The organism is Pseudomonas carassii (assembly GCF_036324045.1).
Taxonomy (GTDB): domain Bacteria; phylum Pseudomonadota; class Gammaproteobacteria; order Pseudomonadales; family Pseudomonadaceae; genus Aquipseudomonas; species Aquipseudomonas peradeniyensis.
Genome location: NZ_JAZDCT010000002.1, coordinates 265,517 through 282,005, shown reverse-complemented (window position 1 = coordinate 282,005; position 16,489 = coordinate 265,517). Strand labels below are relative to the sequence as shown.

The following is a 16,489-nucleotide window of genomic DNA, read 5'->3' as shown; positions in this document are numbered from 1 at the left end:
ACCGGTTCAGCGCTTGAGCACCAAGGTCAGAATGTCATAACTGGCCACCAGCTCACCCAGCTGGTTGGTCACCTCAACATCCCAGGCCACCACCCCCTGAGCTTGCCCTTGCGGGCTGGTCTTGCCCTGGTCGATCTTGCGCTTGCAGGTCAACCGCGCCTGGATGGTGTCGCCGATCCCCACCGGGGTGATGAAGCGCAGCGTGTCCAGGCCATAGTTGGCCAGCACTGGCCCTTCGCCCGGGCTGACGAACAACCCGGCGGCCGCTGACAGCACGAAGTAACCGTGGGCAATGCGCTTGCCGAACTGCGACTGCTTCGCCGCGATTTCGTCGAAGTGCATGTAGAAGTGATCGCCCGACAGGCAGCCGAAGTTCACCAGGTCGGCCTCGGTCACGGTGCGACGGTGGGTCAGCAGCGACTCGCCGATGCGCAGGTCGTCGAAATGGCGACGGAACGGGTGCACCTCGGTCTCGACTACCTCGGCGCCGCGCACGTATTCGCCGGTCACTGCCATCAGCATGCTTGGCGAGCCCTGTACGGCGGCACGTTGCAGGTAGTGCTTGACCGCGCGCAGGCCACCCAGCTCCTCGCCGCCGCCCGCACGGCCGGGGCCGCCATGCTTGAGCTGCGGCAATGGCGAGCCATGGCCGGTGGATTCCTTGGCCGCCTCGCTGTCGAGCACCAGCAGCCGCCCGTGCCAGGCCGCCGCCACCGGGATGGCCTTGGCCGCCACGGCGCGGTCGGCGGTCACCAGCGATGCCACCAGGCTGCCCTTGCCGCGGGCGGCCAGGGTCAGGGCTTCGTCGAGGTCGTCGTAGGCCATCAGCGTGCTTACCGGGCCGAACGCCTCGATGTCATGGGCGCCGCCCTCAGCGTGTGGGTCGCGGGCCAATAGCAGGGTCGGGGCGAAGAACGCGCCCTCGGCCACGCCGTCGCCGACCGGAGTGAAACCGTCACCGGCCCCCAGCAACTGCTCGCAGCTGTCCAGCAATTGGCGCACGCGGTCGCCGACATCGCGCTGCTGGTCGTGAGAGGCCAGCGCGCCCATGCGCACGCCCTCGACCGCAGGATCGCCCACCACCACCTTGCGCAGGCGCTCGCGCAGGCGGGTGGCCACCGCGTCGAGGTGCCTGGCCGGGACGATGGCGCGGCGGATCGCCGTGCATTTCTGCCCGGCCTTGGTGGTCATCTCCCGCGCCACTTCCTTGATGTACAGCTCGAACTCCTCGCTGTCGGGGCTGACGTCCGGGCCAAGGATGGCGCAGTTCAGCGAGTCGGCCTCGGCGGTGAAGGGCACCGAATGGCGGATCAGGTTCGGGGTCACGCGCAGCTTGGCCGCTGTGTCGGCGGAACCGGTGAAAGTCACCACGTCCTGGCCCTGCAGACGGTCGAGCAGATCGCCCGTGCTGCCGATCACCAGTTGCAGGCTGCCGGCCGGCAGCAGACCCGATTCATTCATCAGGCGCACCACGGCTTCGGTCAGGTAGCTGGTCGAGGTGGCGGGCTTGACGATGCACGGCATGCCGGCGAGGAAGGTCGGGGCGAACTTCTCCAGCATGCCCCAGATCGGGAAGTTGAAGGCGTTGATATGCACGGCCACCCCGGTGCGCGGCACCAGGATATGGCTGCCGGCGAAATGGCCTTGCTTGCCCAACGGGATCGCTGGTCCTTCATGCACCAGGTTGCCCGACGGCAGCTCGCGCCGGCCCATGCTGGAGTAGGCGAACAGCGTGGCGTTGCCGCCCTCGATGTCGATCCAGCTGTCGGCACGGGTGGCGCCGGAATGGTGGGACAGGGCGTAGAGCTGCTCCTTGCGCTCGGCCAGGTACAGCGCCAGGGCCTTGAGCCGGGCGGCGCGCTGCTGGAAATCCATGGCCAGCAGCTGCTTGAGGCCCTGGGCCCGGGCGAAATCCACGGCCTCGGCGAAGTCCGGGCGCTCTTCGTGGCTGTAGGCCAGGACGTGGCCGTCGAGGGCGCTGCGCAGGGCCTGGGCGCCGTGCTGGCCGATCCAGCGGCCGGCGATGAAGCTTTGCAGGGTAGGGGCGGCGGACATGCTGTTCTCCTTTGAAGGGGCGCGGTTACCAGAGCGCCACGGTGTAGCCGATGATCAGGCGGTTCTCGTCCACGGCGTTGGTCAGGCCGTTGCCGGAACGGAAGGTGACGTTGCGCCAGCGCAGGCTGACGTCCTTGAACGGGCCGCTCTGGATGACGTAGGTGATGTCGGTGTCGCGCTCGCGCTCGCGGCCATTGCTGAGCGTGGCGGTTTCGGCGTGACGGCCGTCGGTGTAGCGGGTCATGAAGCTCAGCCCGGGGATGCCCAGGGCGACGAAGTCGTAGTCGTAGCGCAGTTGCCAGGAGTCGAGCCCGGCGCGGGTGAAGGTGTTGTAGGTGACCAGGTTGACGGTGTACGGATCGCCGCCATTGAGGAACGGGAAGGCGCTGTCGCCGGACATCTGCTGCCAGGTGGCGGTGAACTTGTGGGCCTTCACGCCCAGGGTGAACATGGCGTTGAAGTTGCGGTTGTCGATGCGCCCGGCACGCTCGGCGCCGTCGCCGCGGCTGTCGAAATAGCGCAGGTCGCCGCGCAGGCTGACGCCTTCGGCCAGGGGCTGGGTGTGCAGCAAGCCCACATACTGCTGGCGGTAGATGTCCTCGAGCTTGGCGTAGTAGTAGCTGACGCTGGTCTGCGGGGTGATGGCGTAGCTGCCGCCGCCGAAGTCGAAGTGGTCGCTGCTGGCGGCGCCGTAGCCGATGTCGTCGCGCCCGGAGGAGTCGCGCAGGTTGGCCTTGGTCAGGCGGCCGCCGTTGAAGGTCAGGCCGTCCAGCTCCTGGCTGGTCAGCAGGCCGCCCTGGAAGGTCGAGGCCAGCAGGCGGGTGTCGTTGTACACCACCACCGGCAGGATCGGCTGCAAGGTCCCCAGGCGCAGGGTGCTCTTGGAGACCCGCAGCTTGCCGGTCAGGCCCAGCTCGCTGTAGTCGTCCACCGGCTCCAGGCTGCGCGGTCCGTAGGGCAGCAGGCCGGTGTTGCGCCGGTCGCGGCTGGAGTCGAGCTTGATGCCCAATTGGCCCATGGCGTCCACCCCGACACCGACCGGCCCCTCGGTGAAACCCGATTCGAAGCGGGCGGTGAAGCCCTGGCCCCATTCCTCGGCCTTGCTCTGCGGCGCGTTGCTCTGGCGGAAGTCGCGGTTGATGTAGTGGTTGCGCAGTTCGAGGCGTGCGTGGCTGTCAGCGACAAAGTCCGCCATGGCCGGCAAGGGCAGGGCGAGGGTGGCCAGCCAGGCGGCTGACTTGAGGTGCGTGCGGTTCATTGTTGTTGTACCCGACATTGTTATTGTTCTTGAAGTCAGTGCTTGCTGGCGCCGGCCGCGCCGATACCGGTCATCGAGCGGATGAACTGGGCCAGATAGCGCCCACGTTCTTCGCGCGCCCGCTGCGAGCCGTCGGTTACCGAGAAGGCCCAGGCCGCTAGGAAGGCCAGCGACATGGAGAACAGCGCCGGGTTGCTGTAGGGGAACAGCGCCCGCTCGTTGTGCAGCACGTTGACCCATACCGCCGGGCCCAGCACCACCAGGACGATGGCCGAGACCAGCCCGGCCAGGCTGCCGCACACCGCGCCGCGGGTGGTCAGACCTTTCCAGAACATCGAGAGCAGCAGCACCGGGAAGTTGACCGAGGCGGCCACCGCCAGCACCAGGCCGGAGAGGAAGGCGATGTTCTGCGACTCGAACAGCAACCCCAGCAGCACCGCGAACAGGCCGATCCCCAGGGTGGCGAGGCGCGAGACGCGGATCTCTTGCTGCTCGCTGGCCTGGCCCTTGCGCACCACGCAGGCGTACAGGTCGTGGGACACCGCCGAGGCGCCGGACAGCGCCAGGCCCGCCACAACGGCGAGGATGGTGGCGAAGGCCACCGCCGAGATGAAGCCGAGGAACAGGTTGCCGCCCACGGCCTGGGCCAGGTGCACCGCGACCATGTTGCCGCCGCCGATGATCGCACCGCTGGCGTCGCGGTAGGACGGCTCGGTGCCGACCATGACGATGGCGCCGAAGCCGATGACGATCAGCAGCAGGTAGAAGTAGCCGATGAAGCCGGTGGCGTAGAACACGCTCTTGCGCGCTTCCTTGGCGTCGCTGACGGTGAAGAAACGCATGAGGATATGCGGCAGGCCGGCCGTGCCGAACATCATGCCCAGGCCCAGGGAGATGGCGTCCACCGGGTTGGACAGCAGCGCCCCCGGCGCCATGATCGCCTGGCCCTTGGCGTGCACGGCCACGGCGCTGGCGAACATCGCCTCGGTGCTGAAGCCGAAGTGCCTGAGCACCATGAAGGCCATGAAGGTGGTGCCCGACAGCAGCATCACCGCCTTGATGATCTGCACCCAGGTGGTGGCGAGCATGCCGCCGAAGGTGACGTACAGCACCATCAGCACGCCCACCAGCATCACCGCGTACAGGTAGCTGATGCCGAACAGCAGCTCGATCAGCTTGCCGGCGCCGACCATCTGCGCCACCAGGTACATCAGCGCCACGGCCAGGGTGCCGAACGCCGAGGTCAGGCGCACCGGGGCCTGGGCCAGGCGGTAGGAAACCACGTCGGCGAAGGTGTACTTGCCCAGGTTGCGCAGACGCTCGGCGATCAGGAACAGGATGATCGGCCAGCCGGCCAGCACGCCCAGGGCATAGAGCAGGCCGTCGTAGCCGTTCATGAACATCATTGCCGAGATGCCGAGGAAGGACGCGGCGCTGATCATGTCGCCGGCGATCGCCAGGCCGTTCTGCATGCCGGTCAGGCCGCCGCCGGCGGTGTAGAAGTCGCTGGCCGAGCGGGTGCGCAGGGCGGCCCAGCGGGTCACCAGCAGGGTGAAACCGACGAACACCAGGAACATCGAGATGGCGGTCCAGTTCATCGTGCGCACTCCTGCTTGACCACTTCGTTGAGCGGGTCGATGACGCGGTTGGCGCGGTGCATGTAGACGCCGGTGAGGGCGAAGGACAGCAGCACCATCAGCACGCCCACCAGCATGCCGACGCTGGTCACGCCGCCGCTGAGTGACTGGCCGAGCACGCCGGGGGCGAAGGCCACCAGCAGGACGAAGCCGTAGTAGGCGACGAGCATGGTCAGGGTCAGTGTGCCGTTTAGGCGGCGCTTGCGCTGGATCAGTTGCACGAAGGCGGGGTGCTTGCTGATGGATTCGAGGTGTTCGGGTGTCATGGGGAGCGTTCTCTCTGGCTGTTGTAATTGTTTTTTCAGGTCACGCGGGTGTTGCTGGTATCGGTGTTGGCTTCTTCGCGGGTAAACCCGCTCCCACAGGGATGGCGCGGATCTTGAGGGCACCGACTTACCTGTGGGAGCGGGTTTACCCGCGAAGCAGGCGACGCGGTGCTAGAGCTGATCGAAATCGAGCACCACCTTGTCGCTCAGCGGGTAGGTCTGGCACGACAGCACATACCCGGCCGCCACTTCGTAGTCCTCCAGGGCATGGTTGCTGTCCATTTCCACCTCGCCCTCGATCACCTTGCACTTGCAGGTCGAGCACACCCCGGCCTTGCACGACCAGGGCAGCTCGGCGCCGATGGCGTTGCCGGCCTCGAGCACGCTGCGGGTGTTGCGCGGCAGGTCGAAGGCCAGGGCGCGGCCGTCGCTGATCACGGTGACGTGGCTGACCGCCGAATCCACCTGGCGCGCCGCCTCGCGGGCTTCACGACGGGCCTCGCCACCGGCGGCGGCGAATAGTTCGAAGTGGATGCGTTCCCTGGCCAGGCCGTTGGCCTGCAGGCTGTCGCGCACGGTCTCGGTCATCGCCTGCGGGCCGCAGATGAACGCCGCGTCGAGTGACTGCACGTCGAGCCAGCGGGCGAACAGCTGGCCGCACTTGTCGGCGTCGATGCGGCCGTTGTACAGGTCGACGTCCTGCTGCTCGCGGCTGAACACGAAGATCAGGTTGAGGCGGTCGAGGTACTGGTTCTTCAGGTCTTCCAGGCGATCACGGAACAGCGCGCTGTTGCTGGCGCGGTTGCCGTACAGCAAGGTGAAGCGGCTGTGGGGTTCGCAGGCCAATGTGGTGGCGACCAGCGACAGGATCGGGGTGATGCCGCTGCCGGCGGCCACGCCCAGGTAGTGACCCCGGCGCGCCGGGTCCAGCGGCACGAAGAAGCTGCCCGACGGCGGCATCACCTCCAACTGCTGGCCGGCCTTGAGCACTTCGTTGGCGAAGGCCGAGAAACGACCGCCCGGCACGCGTTTGACCGCCACGCGCAATTCGCCGTCCTGCACCGCGCTGCAGATCGAGTAGGAGCGGCGCACCTCTTCGTCATCCAGTCGGGTGCGCATGACCAGGTACTGGCCCTGGGTGAAACGGAACTCATCGCGCAGGTGCGCGGGCACGTCGAAGGCGATGGACACCGCGTCGCGGGTCTCCTGGCGCACTTGCCGGACGGTCAGGCTGTGAAACTGGCTCATGGCGTTCTCCACGGCTCAAAGGCATTTGAAATAGTCGAACGGTTCCAGGCACGCACGGCAGCGGTACAGGGCCTTGCAGGCGGTGGAGCCGAACTGGCTGAGCAGTTCGGTATCGCTGCTTGCGCATTGCGGGCAGCACACCGTGGGCGAGGCCCCGCGCAGGCTGGCACTGCCGGCGGGTGGTGCGATGCCGTAGGCGCGCAGGCGCTCGCGGCCCTGGTCGCTGATCCAGTCGGTGCTCCAGGCCGGGGTAAGCCTGCGCTCCAGCGCGGGCTCGGCGAACCCGGCCTGTTCCAGGGCCTGGCGGATATCGCCCTCGATTACCTCGGTGGCCGGACAGCCGGAGTAGGTCGGGGTGACCACCAGGTGCAGGTGGCCGGCGCGCCAGTCGAGATCGCGGACTATCCCTAGGTCGATCACGCTGACCACCGGCACCTCCGGGTCCATCACCTCGGCCAGCACCGCCCAGGCCTGGGCCAGGTCGCTGTCGCGCAGGGCGCGGGCGCCGCGGTCACCCGCGATCAGCTCACCAGGTCGCATCGGGGTAGGCTCGCGGCAAGAACTGCATCTCGGCCAGCAGCAGGCCCAGGTGTTCGGTGTGCAGGCCCTTGCGCCCGTCCAGGTAGAAGTGGCTGGCGGCTTTGGGCAGCGGCAGCTCGACCGAGGCGAAGATCGCTTCCACCGTGGCGTGCCAGCGCTGGGCGACTTGCGTCGGGTCGGCGGCGATGCCGGCCTGGGCCAGTTGCACTTCGCTGTCGCCGGTGACCGTCAGCTCGACGGTGAAGCGCCACAGCACGGGGATGGCGTCGAGCATGCGCCGGCGGCTTTCCTCGGTGCCGCCGCCGAGGCGCTGCACCCATTCGCCGGAGCGGCGCAGGTGGTAGGTCACCTCCTTCAGGGCCTTGGCGGCGATGCCGGCGATACGCTCATCGCCCGAGGCACTCAAGCCATCGAGCATGGCGTGGTGCCAGGCGTCGTAGAGGAACTGTTTGAGCATCGTCACGGCGTAGTCGCCGTTGGGCTGCTCGACCAGCAGCAGGTTGCGATAGGCACGCTCGTCGCGACGGAAGGCCAGGGCGTCGGCGTCATGGCCGTCGTCCTGCAGTTCGGCGGCATAGTCCAGCCAGTTGCGGGCCTGGCCGACCAGGTCGAGGCCGACGTTCATCAGCGCCAGTTCTTCCTCCAGCGCCGGGGCCTTGCCGCACCACTCGCACAGGCGCTGGCCCTGGACCAGGGCGCTGTCGCCGAGCAGCAGCAGGTATTGAATCAGTGCTTGCTTGTGCATGGCGCGCCTCACATGTGTCCGACTTCGGCCGGCAGCTCGTAGAAGCTGGCGTGGCGATAGACCTTGTCATCCGCCGGGGCGAACAGCGGGTCCTTCTCGTCGGGGGAGGAGGCGGTGATCAGCGCCGAGGGCACCACCCACAGGCTCACCCCCTCGCTGCGGCGGGTGTACAGCTCGCGGGCATTCTCGATGGCCATGGCGGCGTCGGCGGCGTGCACGCTGCCGACGTGCTTGTGGTTCAGGCCGTGCTTGCTGCGCACGAAGACTTCGAACAGAGTCCAGACAGACATTGGGGTATCTCCGCATCATTCGCCGCTTCAGGCGGCGTTCTTGTTCTGTTGCTTGCGGGCATAGGCCACGGCGGCCTCGCGCACCCAGGCACCGCTTTCGATGGCGTTGCGCCGGGTGGCCAGGCGTTCCTGGTTGCACGGGCCGTTGCCTTTGATCACTTCGTAGAACTCGTCCCACTGGATCTCGCCGAAGTCGTAGTGGCCGCGGGCCTCGTTCCACTTCAGGGCCGGATCCGGCGCGGTGCAGCCGAGCAGTTCGAGCTGGGGCACGGTCTGGTCGATGAAACGCTGGCGCAGTTCGTCGTTGGTCTGGCGCTTGATCTTCCAGGCCATGGACTGGGCGCTGTTGGGGGAATGCTCGTCGCTGGGGCCGAACATCATCAGCGCCGGCCACCACAGGCGGTCGATGGCGTCCTGGACCATGTCCTTCTGCGCCTGGGTGCCGTGACGCATCATGGTCAGCAGCAGTTCGTAGCCCTGGCGCTGGTGGAAGCTCTCTTCCTTGCAGATGCGGATCATGGCGCGGGAGTAGGGACCGTAGGAGGTGCGTTGCAGCACCACCTGGTTGACGATCGCCGCGCCATCCACCAGCCAGCCCACCGCGCCCATGTCGGCCCAGCTCAGGGTCGGGTAGTTGAAGATGCTCGAGTACTTGGCCTTGCCACTGTGCAGCCTGGCGATCTCTTCGTCGCGGTCGGCGCCGAGGGTTTCCATGGCGCTGTACAGGTACAGGCCGTGGCCGGCTTCGTCCTGGATCTTGGCCATCAGCTGCAGCTTGCGCTTGAGCGACGGGGCGCGGGTGACCCAGTTGCCTTCCGGGAGCATGCCGACGATTTCCGAGTGGGCGTGCTGGGAGATCTGGCGGATGAGGGTCTGGCGGTAGGCCTCCGGCATCCAGTTCTTGGCTTCGATCTTGATCTCGGCGTCGATCTTCTCCTGGAAGGCGCGCTCTTCGGGCGACATCTCCTCCAGGGACTTGAGGCGCTTGACGCCGGTTTCTACGAGCTGTGCGTACATGTTCGGGCTCCCGGTTGTGGGCTGCTTGGGGCGTGGGTCATTTATAAGCGATACAAAACACAACATCAAACAGTATTTGATGTATCAAATAAGATTTGTGTATCGCATTGGGGTTGCTGGGGCTGCTGCGTAGCCCTATCCGACCGGTCCGACGCCTCGGCAAGGCCGTTCCTACAGGGCAACGCGCCCCCGGCTTTCTCGAGGCAAAAAAAAGCCCCGGACCATGCCGGGGCTCCATTCTCAGTGCTTGCCGTCAGCCAGCAAGTCGCTTGTCATACACATGACAAGCCTTGCCCTCCGAACGCTTCAGCGTGCCACAAGGCTGCAACTGAACCTGCGTGCTGATACCGATATAGGTCTTGATCTGCCGCGCCAGCTCGCCCACCACCTGCTTGCGCTGGCCCTCGTCGAGGTACTGGCTGTCGTTGCGCAGTTCCACATGCACCTCGACGCTGTCGAGGTTTCCATTGCGATACAGATGAATCTCATATAGCTCTGAAAGTTGTTTAATCTTAAGCACCTGCTCCTCGATCTGCGTCGGGAACACATTGACCCCGCGGATGATCAGCATGTCGTCACTGCGCCCGGTGATCTTGCCGATGCGCCGCATCGGCCGCGCCGTGCCGGGCAGCAGGCGGGTCAGGTCGCGGGTGCGGTAGCGCACCATCGGCAATGCCTCCTTGCTCAGCGAGGTGAACACCAGCTCGCCGAGCTGGCCGTCCGGCAGCACGGCGCCGCTGACCGGGTCGATGATCTCAGGGTAGAAGTGGTCCTCCCAGATGGTCGGGCCGTCCTTGGTCTCGAGGCATTCCATGGCCACGCCCGGGCCCATGATTTCCGACAGCCCGTAGATGTCCAGCGCATCGATGCCCAGGCGCTGCTCGATGGAGCGGCGCAGTTCGTCGGTCCAGGGTTCGGCGCCGAAGATGCCCAGGCGCAGCTTGAGGTCGTGCGGGTCGATGCCCTGGCGCTCGATCTCGTCGGCCAGGTTGAGCATGTACGAGGGCGTGACCATGATGATGTCTGGCTGGAAGTCGCGGATCAGCTGCACCTGCTTCTCGGTCTGGCCGCCGGACATGGGGATCACCGTGCAGCCCAGGCGCTCGGCGCCGTAATGCGCGCCCAGGCCGCCAGTGAACAGGCCGTAACCGTAGGACACATGTACCTTGTCGCCGCGACGCCCGCCGGCGGCGCGGATCGAGCGCGCCACCACGTTGGCCCAGGTGTCGATGTCGTTCTGGGTGTAGCCGACCACCGTCGGCTTGCCGGTGGTGCCGCTGGAGGCGTGCAGGCGCACCACCTGGTCCTGGGGCACGGCGAACATGCCATAGGGGTAGTTGTCGCGCAGGTCGTTCTTGCCGGTGAAGGGGAACTTCGCCAGGTCGTCCAGCGACTTCAGGTCATCGGGGTGGGCGCCGCAGGCGTCGAAACGCTGGCGATACAGCGGCACGTTGGCGTAGGCGTGGTTCAGGCTCCAGCGCAGGCGCTCCAGCTGGTGCTGGCGCAGCGCGTCGAGGCTGGCGGTTTCCATCGGGTCGAGCAGGGCGCGGTCGGCATCGTGGTAGAGATTCATGGTTTCACTCGAGTTGTTCTTGTCGTGGGCCGAAGCCCTGAGTGTCATGGCAGGCAGCATACTGCCCGCGTCGCGTGGCGTCTCGGGCGGCTGATCAGAGGCGTTCGAGCACCAGGGCGATGCCCTGGCCGACGCCGATGCACATGGTGCACAGGGCGTAGCGCCCGCCGGTCTGCTCCAGCTGGTGCAGGGCGGTGGTGACCAGCCGTGCGCCGCTCATGCCCAGCGGGTGGCCCAGGGCGATGGCGCCGCCGTTGGGGTTGACCCGGGGATCGTCATCGGCCAGGCCCAGCTCGCGCAGCACGGCCAGGCCCTGGGCGGCGAAGGCTTCGTTGAGTTCGATCACGTCCATGTCGGCCAGGGACAGGCCGGTCAGTTCCAGCACCTTGCGGGTGGCCGGCACCGGGCCGATGCCCATCAGTCGCGGCTCGACGCCCGCCACCGCGAGGCCAAGGACCCGGCCGCGAGCCTTGAGGCCATGTCGCCGGGCTGCCGCGGGGCTGGCCAGGAGCAGGGCGCAGGCGCCGTCGTTGACGCCCGAGGCATTGCCGGCGGTGACGCTGCCGCCCTCGCGGAACGGCGTGCCCAGGCGCGCCAGTTGCTCAAGGGTGGTGTCTCCCCGTGGATGTTCGTCGTGCTCGACGCGCTTGGCCGGGCCTTTGCGCTGAGGGATCTCCACTGCGACGATCTCCCGGGCCAGGCGGCCATTGGCCTGGGCGGCGGCGGCCTTGAGCTGGCTGCGCAGGGCGAAGGCGTCCTGGTCCTCGCGGGAGATGGCGAAGCGCTCGGCGACGTTCTCGGCGGTCTCGGGCATCGAGTCGATGCCGTATTGCGCCTGCATCAACGGGTTGACGAAGCGCCAGCCGATGGTGGTGTCGAACAGCTGCGCGCTGCGGCCGAAGGCCTGTTCCAACTTGCCCATGACGAAGGGCGCCCGCGACATCGACTCGACGCCGCCGGCCAGCATCAGCCCGGCCTCGCCGCAGCGCAGGGCGCGGGCGGCGTTGCCGATGGCGTCCAGGCCCGAGCCGCACAGGCGGTTGAGGGTGGTGCCGGGTACCTCGATCGGTAGTCCGGCCAGCAGGCCGGCCATGCGCGCGACGTTGCGGTTGTCTTCTCCGGCCTGGTTGGCGCAGCCGAGGATCACATCGTCCACGGCCGCCCAGTCCAGCTCGGGGTGGCGCGCCATCAGTGCCTTGATCGGCACTGCGGCGAGGTCGTCGGGGCGCACGCTCGCCAGGGCGCCGCCATAGCGGCCGATGGGCGTGCGCACGGCATCGATGATCAGCGCGTGGGGCAGGGTGGCATCAGTCATGGGAGGTCTCCGGCGACAACACGGTGCCGCGCACTTTGTAGGATTTGCCGTGGAACAGGGCGATCAACTCGCCCTGCTGGTTCTCGATGCGCACGTCGTAGTTGCCGGTGCGGCCCTTGCGGCTCTGTTCGCTGGCGGTGGCCAGCAACTGATCGCCCAGGCGTGCCGGCGCCACATAGTCGATGCTGCAACCCAGGGCCACGGCGGCTTCATCGTAGCTGTTGCAGGCAAAGGCGAAGGCCGAGTCGGCCAGGGCGAACAGGTAGCCGCCGTGGCAGGTGCCGTGGCCCTGAAGCATGTCGGCGCGCACGCGCATGCCCAGCCGGGCGCTGCCGGGGCCGGCGTCGAGCAGTTCGATGCCCAGGCCCTGGCTGGCGGCGTCGCGGGCGAACATGGCCTGGGCGCAAGCGCGGGCCAGGGTGTGTGCGGATTGTTCAGCCATGCAGGCGGCCTCCTTCGGCGTGGGTACGGCGTAGCAGCAGGGACGGGCGGTAACGCTCCTCACCGTAGCTGCGTTGCAGGTTGTCGAGTACGTTCAGGGTGAAGCTGACCCCCAGGCCGTCGGCCCAGGCCAGCGGGCCGCGTGGGTAATTGACCCCGGCGCGCATCGCCAGGTCGATGTCGCCAGGCGTCCCGACGCCCTGCAATACCGCGTCGGCGGCCTCGTTGGCGAGCATGGCCACGGTGCGCAGCACTACCAGGCCGGGCAGGTCGGCCACCGGACAGACGCTCAGCCCGGCCCGGGCGAGCAGGGCGACGGCCTGGTCCAGGGCCTCGGCACTGCACTCGGCGCCGTGGCTGATGGCCAGGCGCGTGGCGTTGGCGTAGTCCAGGGCCAGGTCCAGCAGCACCAGGTTGCGCAAGCCGTCCTCGCGGGCGCGCTGGCTGGCCAGGCGGCCATCGGACAGCGCCAGGGTGGCGTCCCCCACCCGCAGCAGGCCGCTGCCAGCGCGTTCGGTGATGCCGATACCCTTGGCGCGCAGGCGCTCGACCAGGGGCCGCAGGACACCGAGGTCACCTTCCACCGTGCAGCGCTCGACAGGCGCCTGGCTGGTGAGTGCCGCAGGCTCTGGTCGCTCGGCACCTTCGGCGTAGCTGTAGAAGCCCTGGCCAGACTTGCGCCCGAGGCGCCCGGCGTCGACCAGCTCTTTTTGCACCAGCGATGGCTGGAAGCGGAAATCGCCATAGAACGCCTCGAACACCGAGCAGGTCACCGCGTAGTTGACGTCGTGACCGATCAAGTCAGTCAACTCGAAGGCGCCCATGCGAAAGCCTCCGGCGTCGCGCAGCAGGGCATCGAGGGTGGCGCAGTCGGCGGCCCCCTCCTGCAGCAGGCGCAGGCTTTCAGCGTAGAAGGGTCGAGCCACGCGGTTGACGATAAAGCCCGGCGTCGAACGGGCATGCACCGGTTGCTTGCCCCAGTTACGGGCGGTGTCGTACAGGGTGGTCGCCAGTGTCGGCGCCGTGGCCAGCCCGGACACGACCTCCACCAGTGCCATCAGCGGTGCCGGGTTGAAGAAGTGCATGCCGATCACCCGTTCAGGGTGCCGGAGCCCGGCGGCAAGGCTGGTGATCGACAGCGAAGAGGTGTTGCTGGCCAGGATGCAGTCGTCGGCGCAGCGGGCTTCAAGCTGGCGTAGCAGTTCTTGCTTGATCGGCAGGCTCTCGACGATGGCCTCGATCACCAGGCGGGCATCGGCAAGACCGTCGAGGCTGTCGATCGGTTGCAGGCGAGCGCGGATGGCGCTGTGGTTGTCAGGGGTGAGCCTGCCTTTCTCGACCAGTCGGCCGAGTTGCCGGTCGATACCCTCGATGGCCTGCGCGGCGGCGCCGGGGCGGTTGTCATACAGGCATACCGGGTGCCCGGCCTGGGCCGCCACCTGGGCGATGCCGGCCCCCATGGCACCGGCGCCGATCACCGCCACCAGGGCGTCGTTGTCGAGTGCGGCCATGGTCAGCGCCCCTTGAACAGAGGTGTGCGTTTGTTCATGAAGGCACCGACGCCCTCGCGGTAGTCCTCGCTGCGCCCGGCCAGGCGTTGCAGGTCGCGCTCCAGTTCCAGTTGTTCGTCGAAGCGGTTGTCGAAGCTCTGGTTGAGGGCGCGCTTGATCAGGGCCAGGCCATAGGTGGGCTGGGTCGCCAGGTGGCGGGCGAGCTTGAGCGCTTCGTCGCGCAGCGCGGCATCGTCCACCACCCGGTGGATCAGCCCCCATTGCTCGGCCTGCTCGGCGCTCAGGCGCTCGCCCAGCAGGGCCAGTGCCTTGGCCCGGGCCATGCCGACCAGGCGCGGCAGCAGCCAGGTGCCGCCGGAGTCCGGCACCAGGCCGATCTTGCAGAACGCCTGGATGAAGCTTGCCGAGCGCGCCGCCAGCACCAGGTCGCAGGCCAGCGGCAGGTTGGCGCCGGCGCCGGCGGCCACGCCGTTGACCGCGCAGATCACCGGCAGCGGCAGGTCGCGCAGGCTGCGCACCAGCGGGTTGTAGAACTGTTCGATGGACTGACCAAGGTCAGGCAGCTCGGCGCCGGGCGCGACGTTGCGGTCGGCCAGGTCCTGGCCGGCGCAGAAGCCACGGCCTTCGCCGGTCAGCAGCAGCACCCGGGCGGTTTCGCTCTGGCGCACCAGCTTCAGCGCCTCGCGCACTTCCAGATGCATGGCGCTGTTGAAGCTGTTGAGCTGCTCGGGCCGGTTCAGCGAAAGCAGGGCGACGCCGTCGTCGCCAATGGAAAACAGGATGTGCTGGAAGGACATGACTGGCTCGCTCCGTCTGTCGGTGGAAGGCTTACAGCCCTTGGAATCGGACCGGGCGTTTTTCCTGGAAGGCTTGGATGCCTTCTTTGCGGTCGGCGGTGCCGGCCAGCAGGGTGAAGGCGTGGCGCTCGAAGCGCAGGCCGCTCGCCAGGTCCATGTCCTGGGCCTTGAGCAACGCCTCCTTGGCCAGGCGTACCGCCAGCGGCGCCTTGGCGGCGATGGCGCTGGCCACCTGCAGGGCGCGCTCGACGGTGAGCTCGGGCTGGGTGACTTCGCCGACCAGGCCTGCCTGCAGGGCATGACGGGCATCGATGGCTTCGCCGCCGAGGACCATCTGCATGGCCAGCGGCTTGCCCACGGCGCGCAGCAGGCGTTGGGTGCCGCCGGCGCCGGGGATGATGCCGAGGTTGATTTCCGGCTGGCCGAAACGGGCGTCGCTGCCGGCGATGACGATGTCGGCGCACATCACCAGTTCGCAGCCGCCGCCGAGGGCGAAGCCGTTGACGGCGGCGATCAGCGGCTTGCCAAAGGCGGCGATGCGCTGCCAGTGGGCCACGCGTGGATCGTTGAGGATGCCGACCAGGTCGCGCTGGGCCATTTCATTGATGTCGGCGCCGGCGGCGAAGGCCTTGCGGCTGCCGGTGATGACCACGGCGCGGGTCTCTGGATCCTGGTCGGCGGCGTCCAGTTCTGCGGCCAGCTCTTCCAGTAGCGCCGTGTTCAGGGCGTTGAGGGCTTGCGGGCGGTGCAGGGTGATCAGGCGGACGCCGTCCGCCGGGGCCTGCACGATGAGGTTGCTTGGCATGGGGGTACCTCAGGCTGCACGTTCGGCGCCGGATGGGGCCGGCTTTTCTTGGAATTGTTCGTGGTGCTGGGGCAAGTATACGTACAAAGCGATACGTAAAATCAACATCTAGATTGTAATTTAGTATCTTTATTTGAGGCGAGTGACGCTATCGCGGGGCAAGCCCGCTCCCACGCTGCCTCGCTGTTTTAGCCATTTGTTGGAGCTAGCTTGCCCGGCGATTAGGTCATCACTGTCCTGAAGCTTTGTGAAGAAAGCGATACATCAGGTAGGCATTGACTAAGTGATTTGATCTGATACAGGATCGTTTGGTCTTCTGAATCATATCGAGCACCCAGCCCATGCCCTGCTATCGCCTCGACGGCCTGACCCCAGTGGTTCATCCCAGCGCCTATGTACACCCCAGCGCCGTACTGATCGGCGACGTCCTGGTCGGCCCCAACTGCTACATCGGCCCCCTGGCCTCGCTGCGCGGCGATTTCGGGCGAATCATCCTGGAAGAGGGCGCGAACCTGCAGGACACCTGCGTGATGCACGGTTTCCCCGGCGCTGACACAGTGGTCGAGCGCAACGGCCATATCGGCCATGGCGCGGTGCTGCACGGCTGTCGGATAGGCGAGGACGCCCTGGTCGGCATGAACGCGGTGGTCATGGACGGCGCGCATATCGCCCCACGCTGCATCGTCGCCGCCACGGCCTTCGTCAAGGCGGGGTTCACCTGCCCGGAGCAGCGCCTGGTGGTTGGCGCGCCGGCCGAGGTCAAGCGCCCGCTCAGCGACCAGGAGCTGGCCTGGAAGCAGCGCGGCACCGCCGAATACCACAGCCTGGCCCGGCGCTGCATGACCGCGCTGGTGGAGTGCCCGCCGCTGACCACACCCGAAGCGGACCGCCCACGAATGGGCGACTCCGGCTTCAGGCCCAAGGCCGAGGGCGGCGCATGAGCCTTGCGCGGTCGCGGCAGGCAGGTATAGTCGAGGCTTTAGCCGCGCCT

The 16,489-nt window shown here is 67.4% G+C and carries 15 protein-coding genes and 1 pseudogene; 1 reads left to right on the top strand and 15 read right to left on the bottom strand.

Translation table 11 applies throughout. The annotated features are described in order from the left end of the window. Positions 1 to 6: 6 nt before the first annotated feature. From paaZ to paaF, 15 genes and pseudogenes are all read right to left on the bottom strand, one after another. A complete protein-coding gene (gene paaZ / locus V0R62_RS02610; protein ID WP_330102604.1) occupies positions 7 to 2,055 on the bottom strand; it encodes a phenylacetic acid degradation bifunctional protein PaaZ in 2,049 nt (682 codons plus the stop codon). A gap of 25 nt (positions 2,056 to 2,080) precedes the next feature. Beyond that, entirely contained in the window at positions 2,081 to 3,313 is a 1,233-nt protein-coding gene (locus V0R62_RS02605) for an OprD family porin (protein ID WP_330102603.1), read from the bottom strand. A gap of 35 nt (positions 3,314 to 3,348) precedes the next feature. Then, a pseudogene (locus V0R62_RS02600) lies at positions 3,349 to 4,917 on the bottom strand (cation acetate symporter); the annotation flags it as partial. Beyond that, the gene (locus V0R62_RS02595; RefSeq protein ID WP_084942259.1) at positions 4,908 to 5,216 is read right to left on the bottom strand and encodes a DUF485 domain-containing protein; all 309 of its coding nucleotides are present in this window, start codon (positions 5,214 to 5,216) and stop codon (positions 4,908 to 4,910) included. The gene V0R62_RS02595 and the pseudogene V0R62_RS02600, both read right to left, overlap by 10 nt. Positions 5,217 to 5,387: 171 nt before the next feature. Continuing rightward, positions 5,388 to 6,464 carry a 1,2-phenylacetyl-CoA epoxidase subunit PaaE gene (gene paaE / locus V0R62_RS02590; RefSeq protein WP_050705729.1) on the bottom strand — a complete coding sequence of 359 codons (1,077 nt, stop codon included), beginning with the start codon at positions 6,462 to 6,464 and terminating at the stop codon, positions 5,388 to 5,390. 15 nt (positions 6,465 to 6,479) lie between these two features. Then, complete coding sequence (gene paaD / locus V0R62_RS02585; RefSeq protein WP_330102601.1) at positions 6,480 to 7,004, bottom strand: 1,2-phenylacetyl-CoA epoxidase subunit PaaD; 525 nt, start codon at positions 7,002 to 7,004, stop codon at positions 6,480 to 6,482. Then, on the bottom strand, positions 6,991 to 7,749 hold the full coding sequence (gene paaC / locus V0R62_RS02580; protein ID WP_330102600.1) for a 1,2-phenylacetyl-CoA epoxidase subunit PaaC: 759 nt from the start codon (positions 7,747 to 7,749) through the stop codon (positions 6,991 to 6,993). The genes paaD and paaC overlap by 14 nt, the downstream gene beginning before the upstream one ends. Before the next feature lie 8 nt (positions 7,750 to 7,757). Next, positions 7,758 to 8,039 (bottom strand): 1,2-phenylacetyl-CoA epoxidase subunit PaaB, encoded by a 282-nt coding sequence (gene paaB / locus V0R62_RS02575; RefSeq protein ID WP_011533969.1) that lies wholly within the window; start codon positions 8,037 to 8,039, stop codon positions 7,758 to 7,760. Positions 8,040 to 8,066: 27 nt separating this feature from the next. Continuing rightward, complete coding sequence (gene paaA / locus V0R62_RS02570; RefSeq protein WP_232856184.1) at positions 8,067 to 9,056, bottom strand: 1,2-phenylacetyl-CoA epoxidase subunit PaaA; 990 nt, start codon at positions 9,054 to 9,056, stop codon at positions 8,067 to 8,069. Between the two features lie 253 nt (positions 9,057 to 9,309). Next, entirely contained in the window at positions 9,310 to 10,629 is a 1,320-nt protein-coding gene (paaK, locus tag V0R62_RS02565; protein WP_330102599.1) for a phenylacetate--CoA ligase PaaK, read from the bottom strand. Between the two features lie 94 nt (positions 10,630 to 10,723). Beyond that, complete coding sequence (pcaF, locus tag V0R62_RS02560; protein ID WP_330102598.1) at positions 10,724 to 11,944, bottom strand: 3-oxoadipyl-CoA thiolase; 1,221 nt, start codon at positions 11,942 to 11,944, stop codon at positions 10,724 to 10,726. After that, positions 11,937 to 12,386 carry a hydroxyphenylacetyl-CoA thioesterase PaaI gene (gene paaI, locus V0R62_RS02555; protein ID WP_203646647.1) on the bottom strand — a complete coding sequence of 150 codons (450 nt, stop codon included), beginning with the start codon at positions 12,384 to 12,386 and terminating at the stop codon, positions 11,937 to 11,939. Before paaI ends, pcaF begins: the two co-directional genes overlap by 8 nt. Beyond that, complete coding sequence (gene paaH / locus V0R62_RS02550) at positions 12,379 to 13,896, bottom strand: 3-hydroxyacyl-CoA dehydrogenase PaaH (RefSeq protein WP_330102597.1); 1,518 nt, start codon at positions 13,894 to 13,896, stop codon at positions 12,379 to 12,381. Before paaH ends, paaI begins: the two co-directional genes overlap by 8 nt. Before the next feature lie 2 nt (positions 13,897 to 13,898). After that, positions 13,899 to 14,693 carry a 2-(1,2-epoxy-1,2-dihydrophenyl)acetyl-CoA isomerase PaaG gene (gene paaG, locus V0R62_RS02545; protein WP_330102596.1) on the bottom strand — a complete coding sequence of 265 codons (795 nt, stop codon included), beginning with the start codon at positions 14,691 to 14,693 and terminating at the stop codon, positions 13,899 to 13,901. Positions 14,694 to 14,724: 31 nt separating this feature from the next. Beyond that, entirely contained in the window at positions 14,725 to 15,498 is a 774-nt protein-coding gene (paaF, locus tag V0R62_RS02540; protein ID WP_330102595.1) for a 2,3-dehydroadipyl-CoA hydratase PaaF, read from the bottom strand. Positions 15,499 to 15,839: 341 nt separating this feature from the next. On the opposite strand from paaF, the gene paaY reads away from it, so the two are divergent. Then, on the top strand, positions 15,840 to 16,439 hold the full coding sequence (gene paaY / locus V0R62_RS02535; protein ID WP_330102594.1) for a phenylacetic acid degradation protein PaaY: 600 nt from the start codon (positions 15,840 to 15,842) through the stop codon (positions 16,437 to 16,439). Positions 16,440 to 16,489 lie beyond the last annotated feature (50 nt).

Excerpts from the sequence above, each read along its gene's own strand:
- pcaF (WP_330102598.1), bottom strand. The coding sequence starts at position 11,944 with ATGACTGATGCCACCCTGCCCCACGCGCTGATCATCGATGCCGTGCGC.
- paaG (WP_330102596.1), bottom strand. The coding sequence starts at position 14,693 with ATGTCCTTCCAGCACATCCTGTTTTCCATTGGCGACGACGGCGTCGCC.
- paaB (WP_011533969.1), bottom strand. The coding sequence starts at position 8,039 with ATGTCTGTCTGGACTCTGTTCGAAGTCTTCGTGCGCAGCAAGCACGGC.
- V0R62_RS02595 (WP_084942259.1), bottom strand. The coding sequence starts at position 5,216 with ATGACACCCGAACACCTCGAATCCATCAGCAAGCACCCCGCCTTCGTG.
- paaD (WP_330102601.1), bottom strand. The coding sequence starts at position 7,004 with ATGCGACCTGGTGAGCTGATCGCGGGTGACCGCGGCGCCCGCGCCCTG.
- paaK (WP_330102599.1), bottom strand. The coding sequence starts at position 10,629 with ATGAATCTCTACCACGATGCCGACCGCGCCCTGCTCGACCCGATGGAA.
- paaH (WP_330102597.1), bottom strand. The coding sequence starts at position 13,896 with ATGGCCGCACTCGACAACGACGCCCTGGTGGCGGTGATCGGCGCCGGT.
- paaY (WP_330102594.1), top strand. The coding sequence starts at position 15,840 with ATGCCCTGCTATCGCCTCGACGGCCTGACCCCAGTGGTTCATCCCAGC.
- paaC (WP_330102600.1), bottom strand. The coding sequence starts at position 7,749 with ATGCACAAGCAAGCACTGATTCAATACCTGCTGCTGCTCGGCGACAGC.
- paaF (WP_330102595.1), bottom strand. The coding sequence starts at position 15,498 with ATGCCAAGCAACCTCATCGTGCAGGCCCCGGCGGACGGCGTCCGCCTG.
- paaZ (WP_330102604.1), bottom strand. The coding sequence starts at position 2,055 with ATGTCCGCCGCCCCTACCCTGCAAAGCTTCATCGCCGGCCGCTGGATC.
- paaA (WP_232856184.1), bottom strand. The coding sequence starts at position 9,056 with ATGTACGCACAGCTCGTAGAAACCGGCGTCAAGCGCCTCAAGTCCCTG.
- paaE (WP_050705729.1), bottom strand. The coding sequence starts at position 6,464 with ATGAGCCAGTTTCACAGCCTGACCGTCCGGCAAGTGCGCCAGGAGACC.
- V0R62_RS02605 (WP_330102603.1), bottom strand. The coding sequence starts at position 3,313 with ATGAACCGCACGCACCTCAAGTCAGCCGCCTGGCTGGCCACCCTCGCC.
- paaI (WP_203646647.1), bottom strand. The coding sequence starts at position 12,386 with ATGGCTGAACAATCCGCACACACCCTGGCCCGCGCTTGCGCCCAGGCC.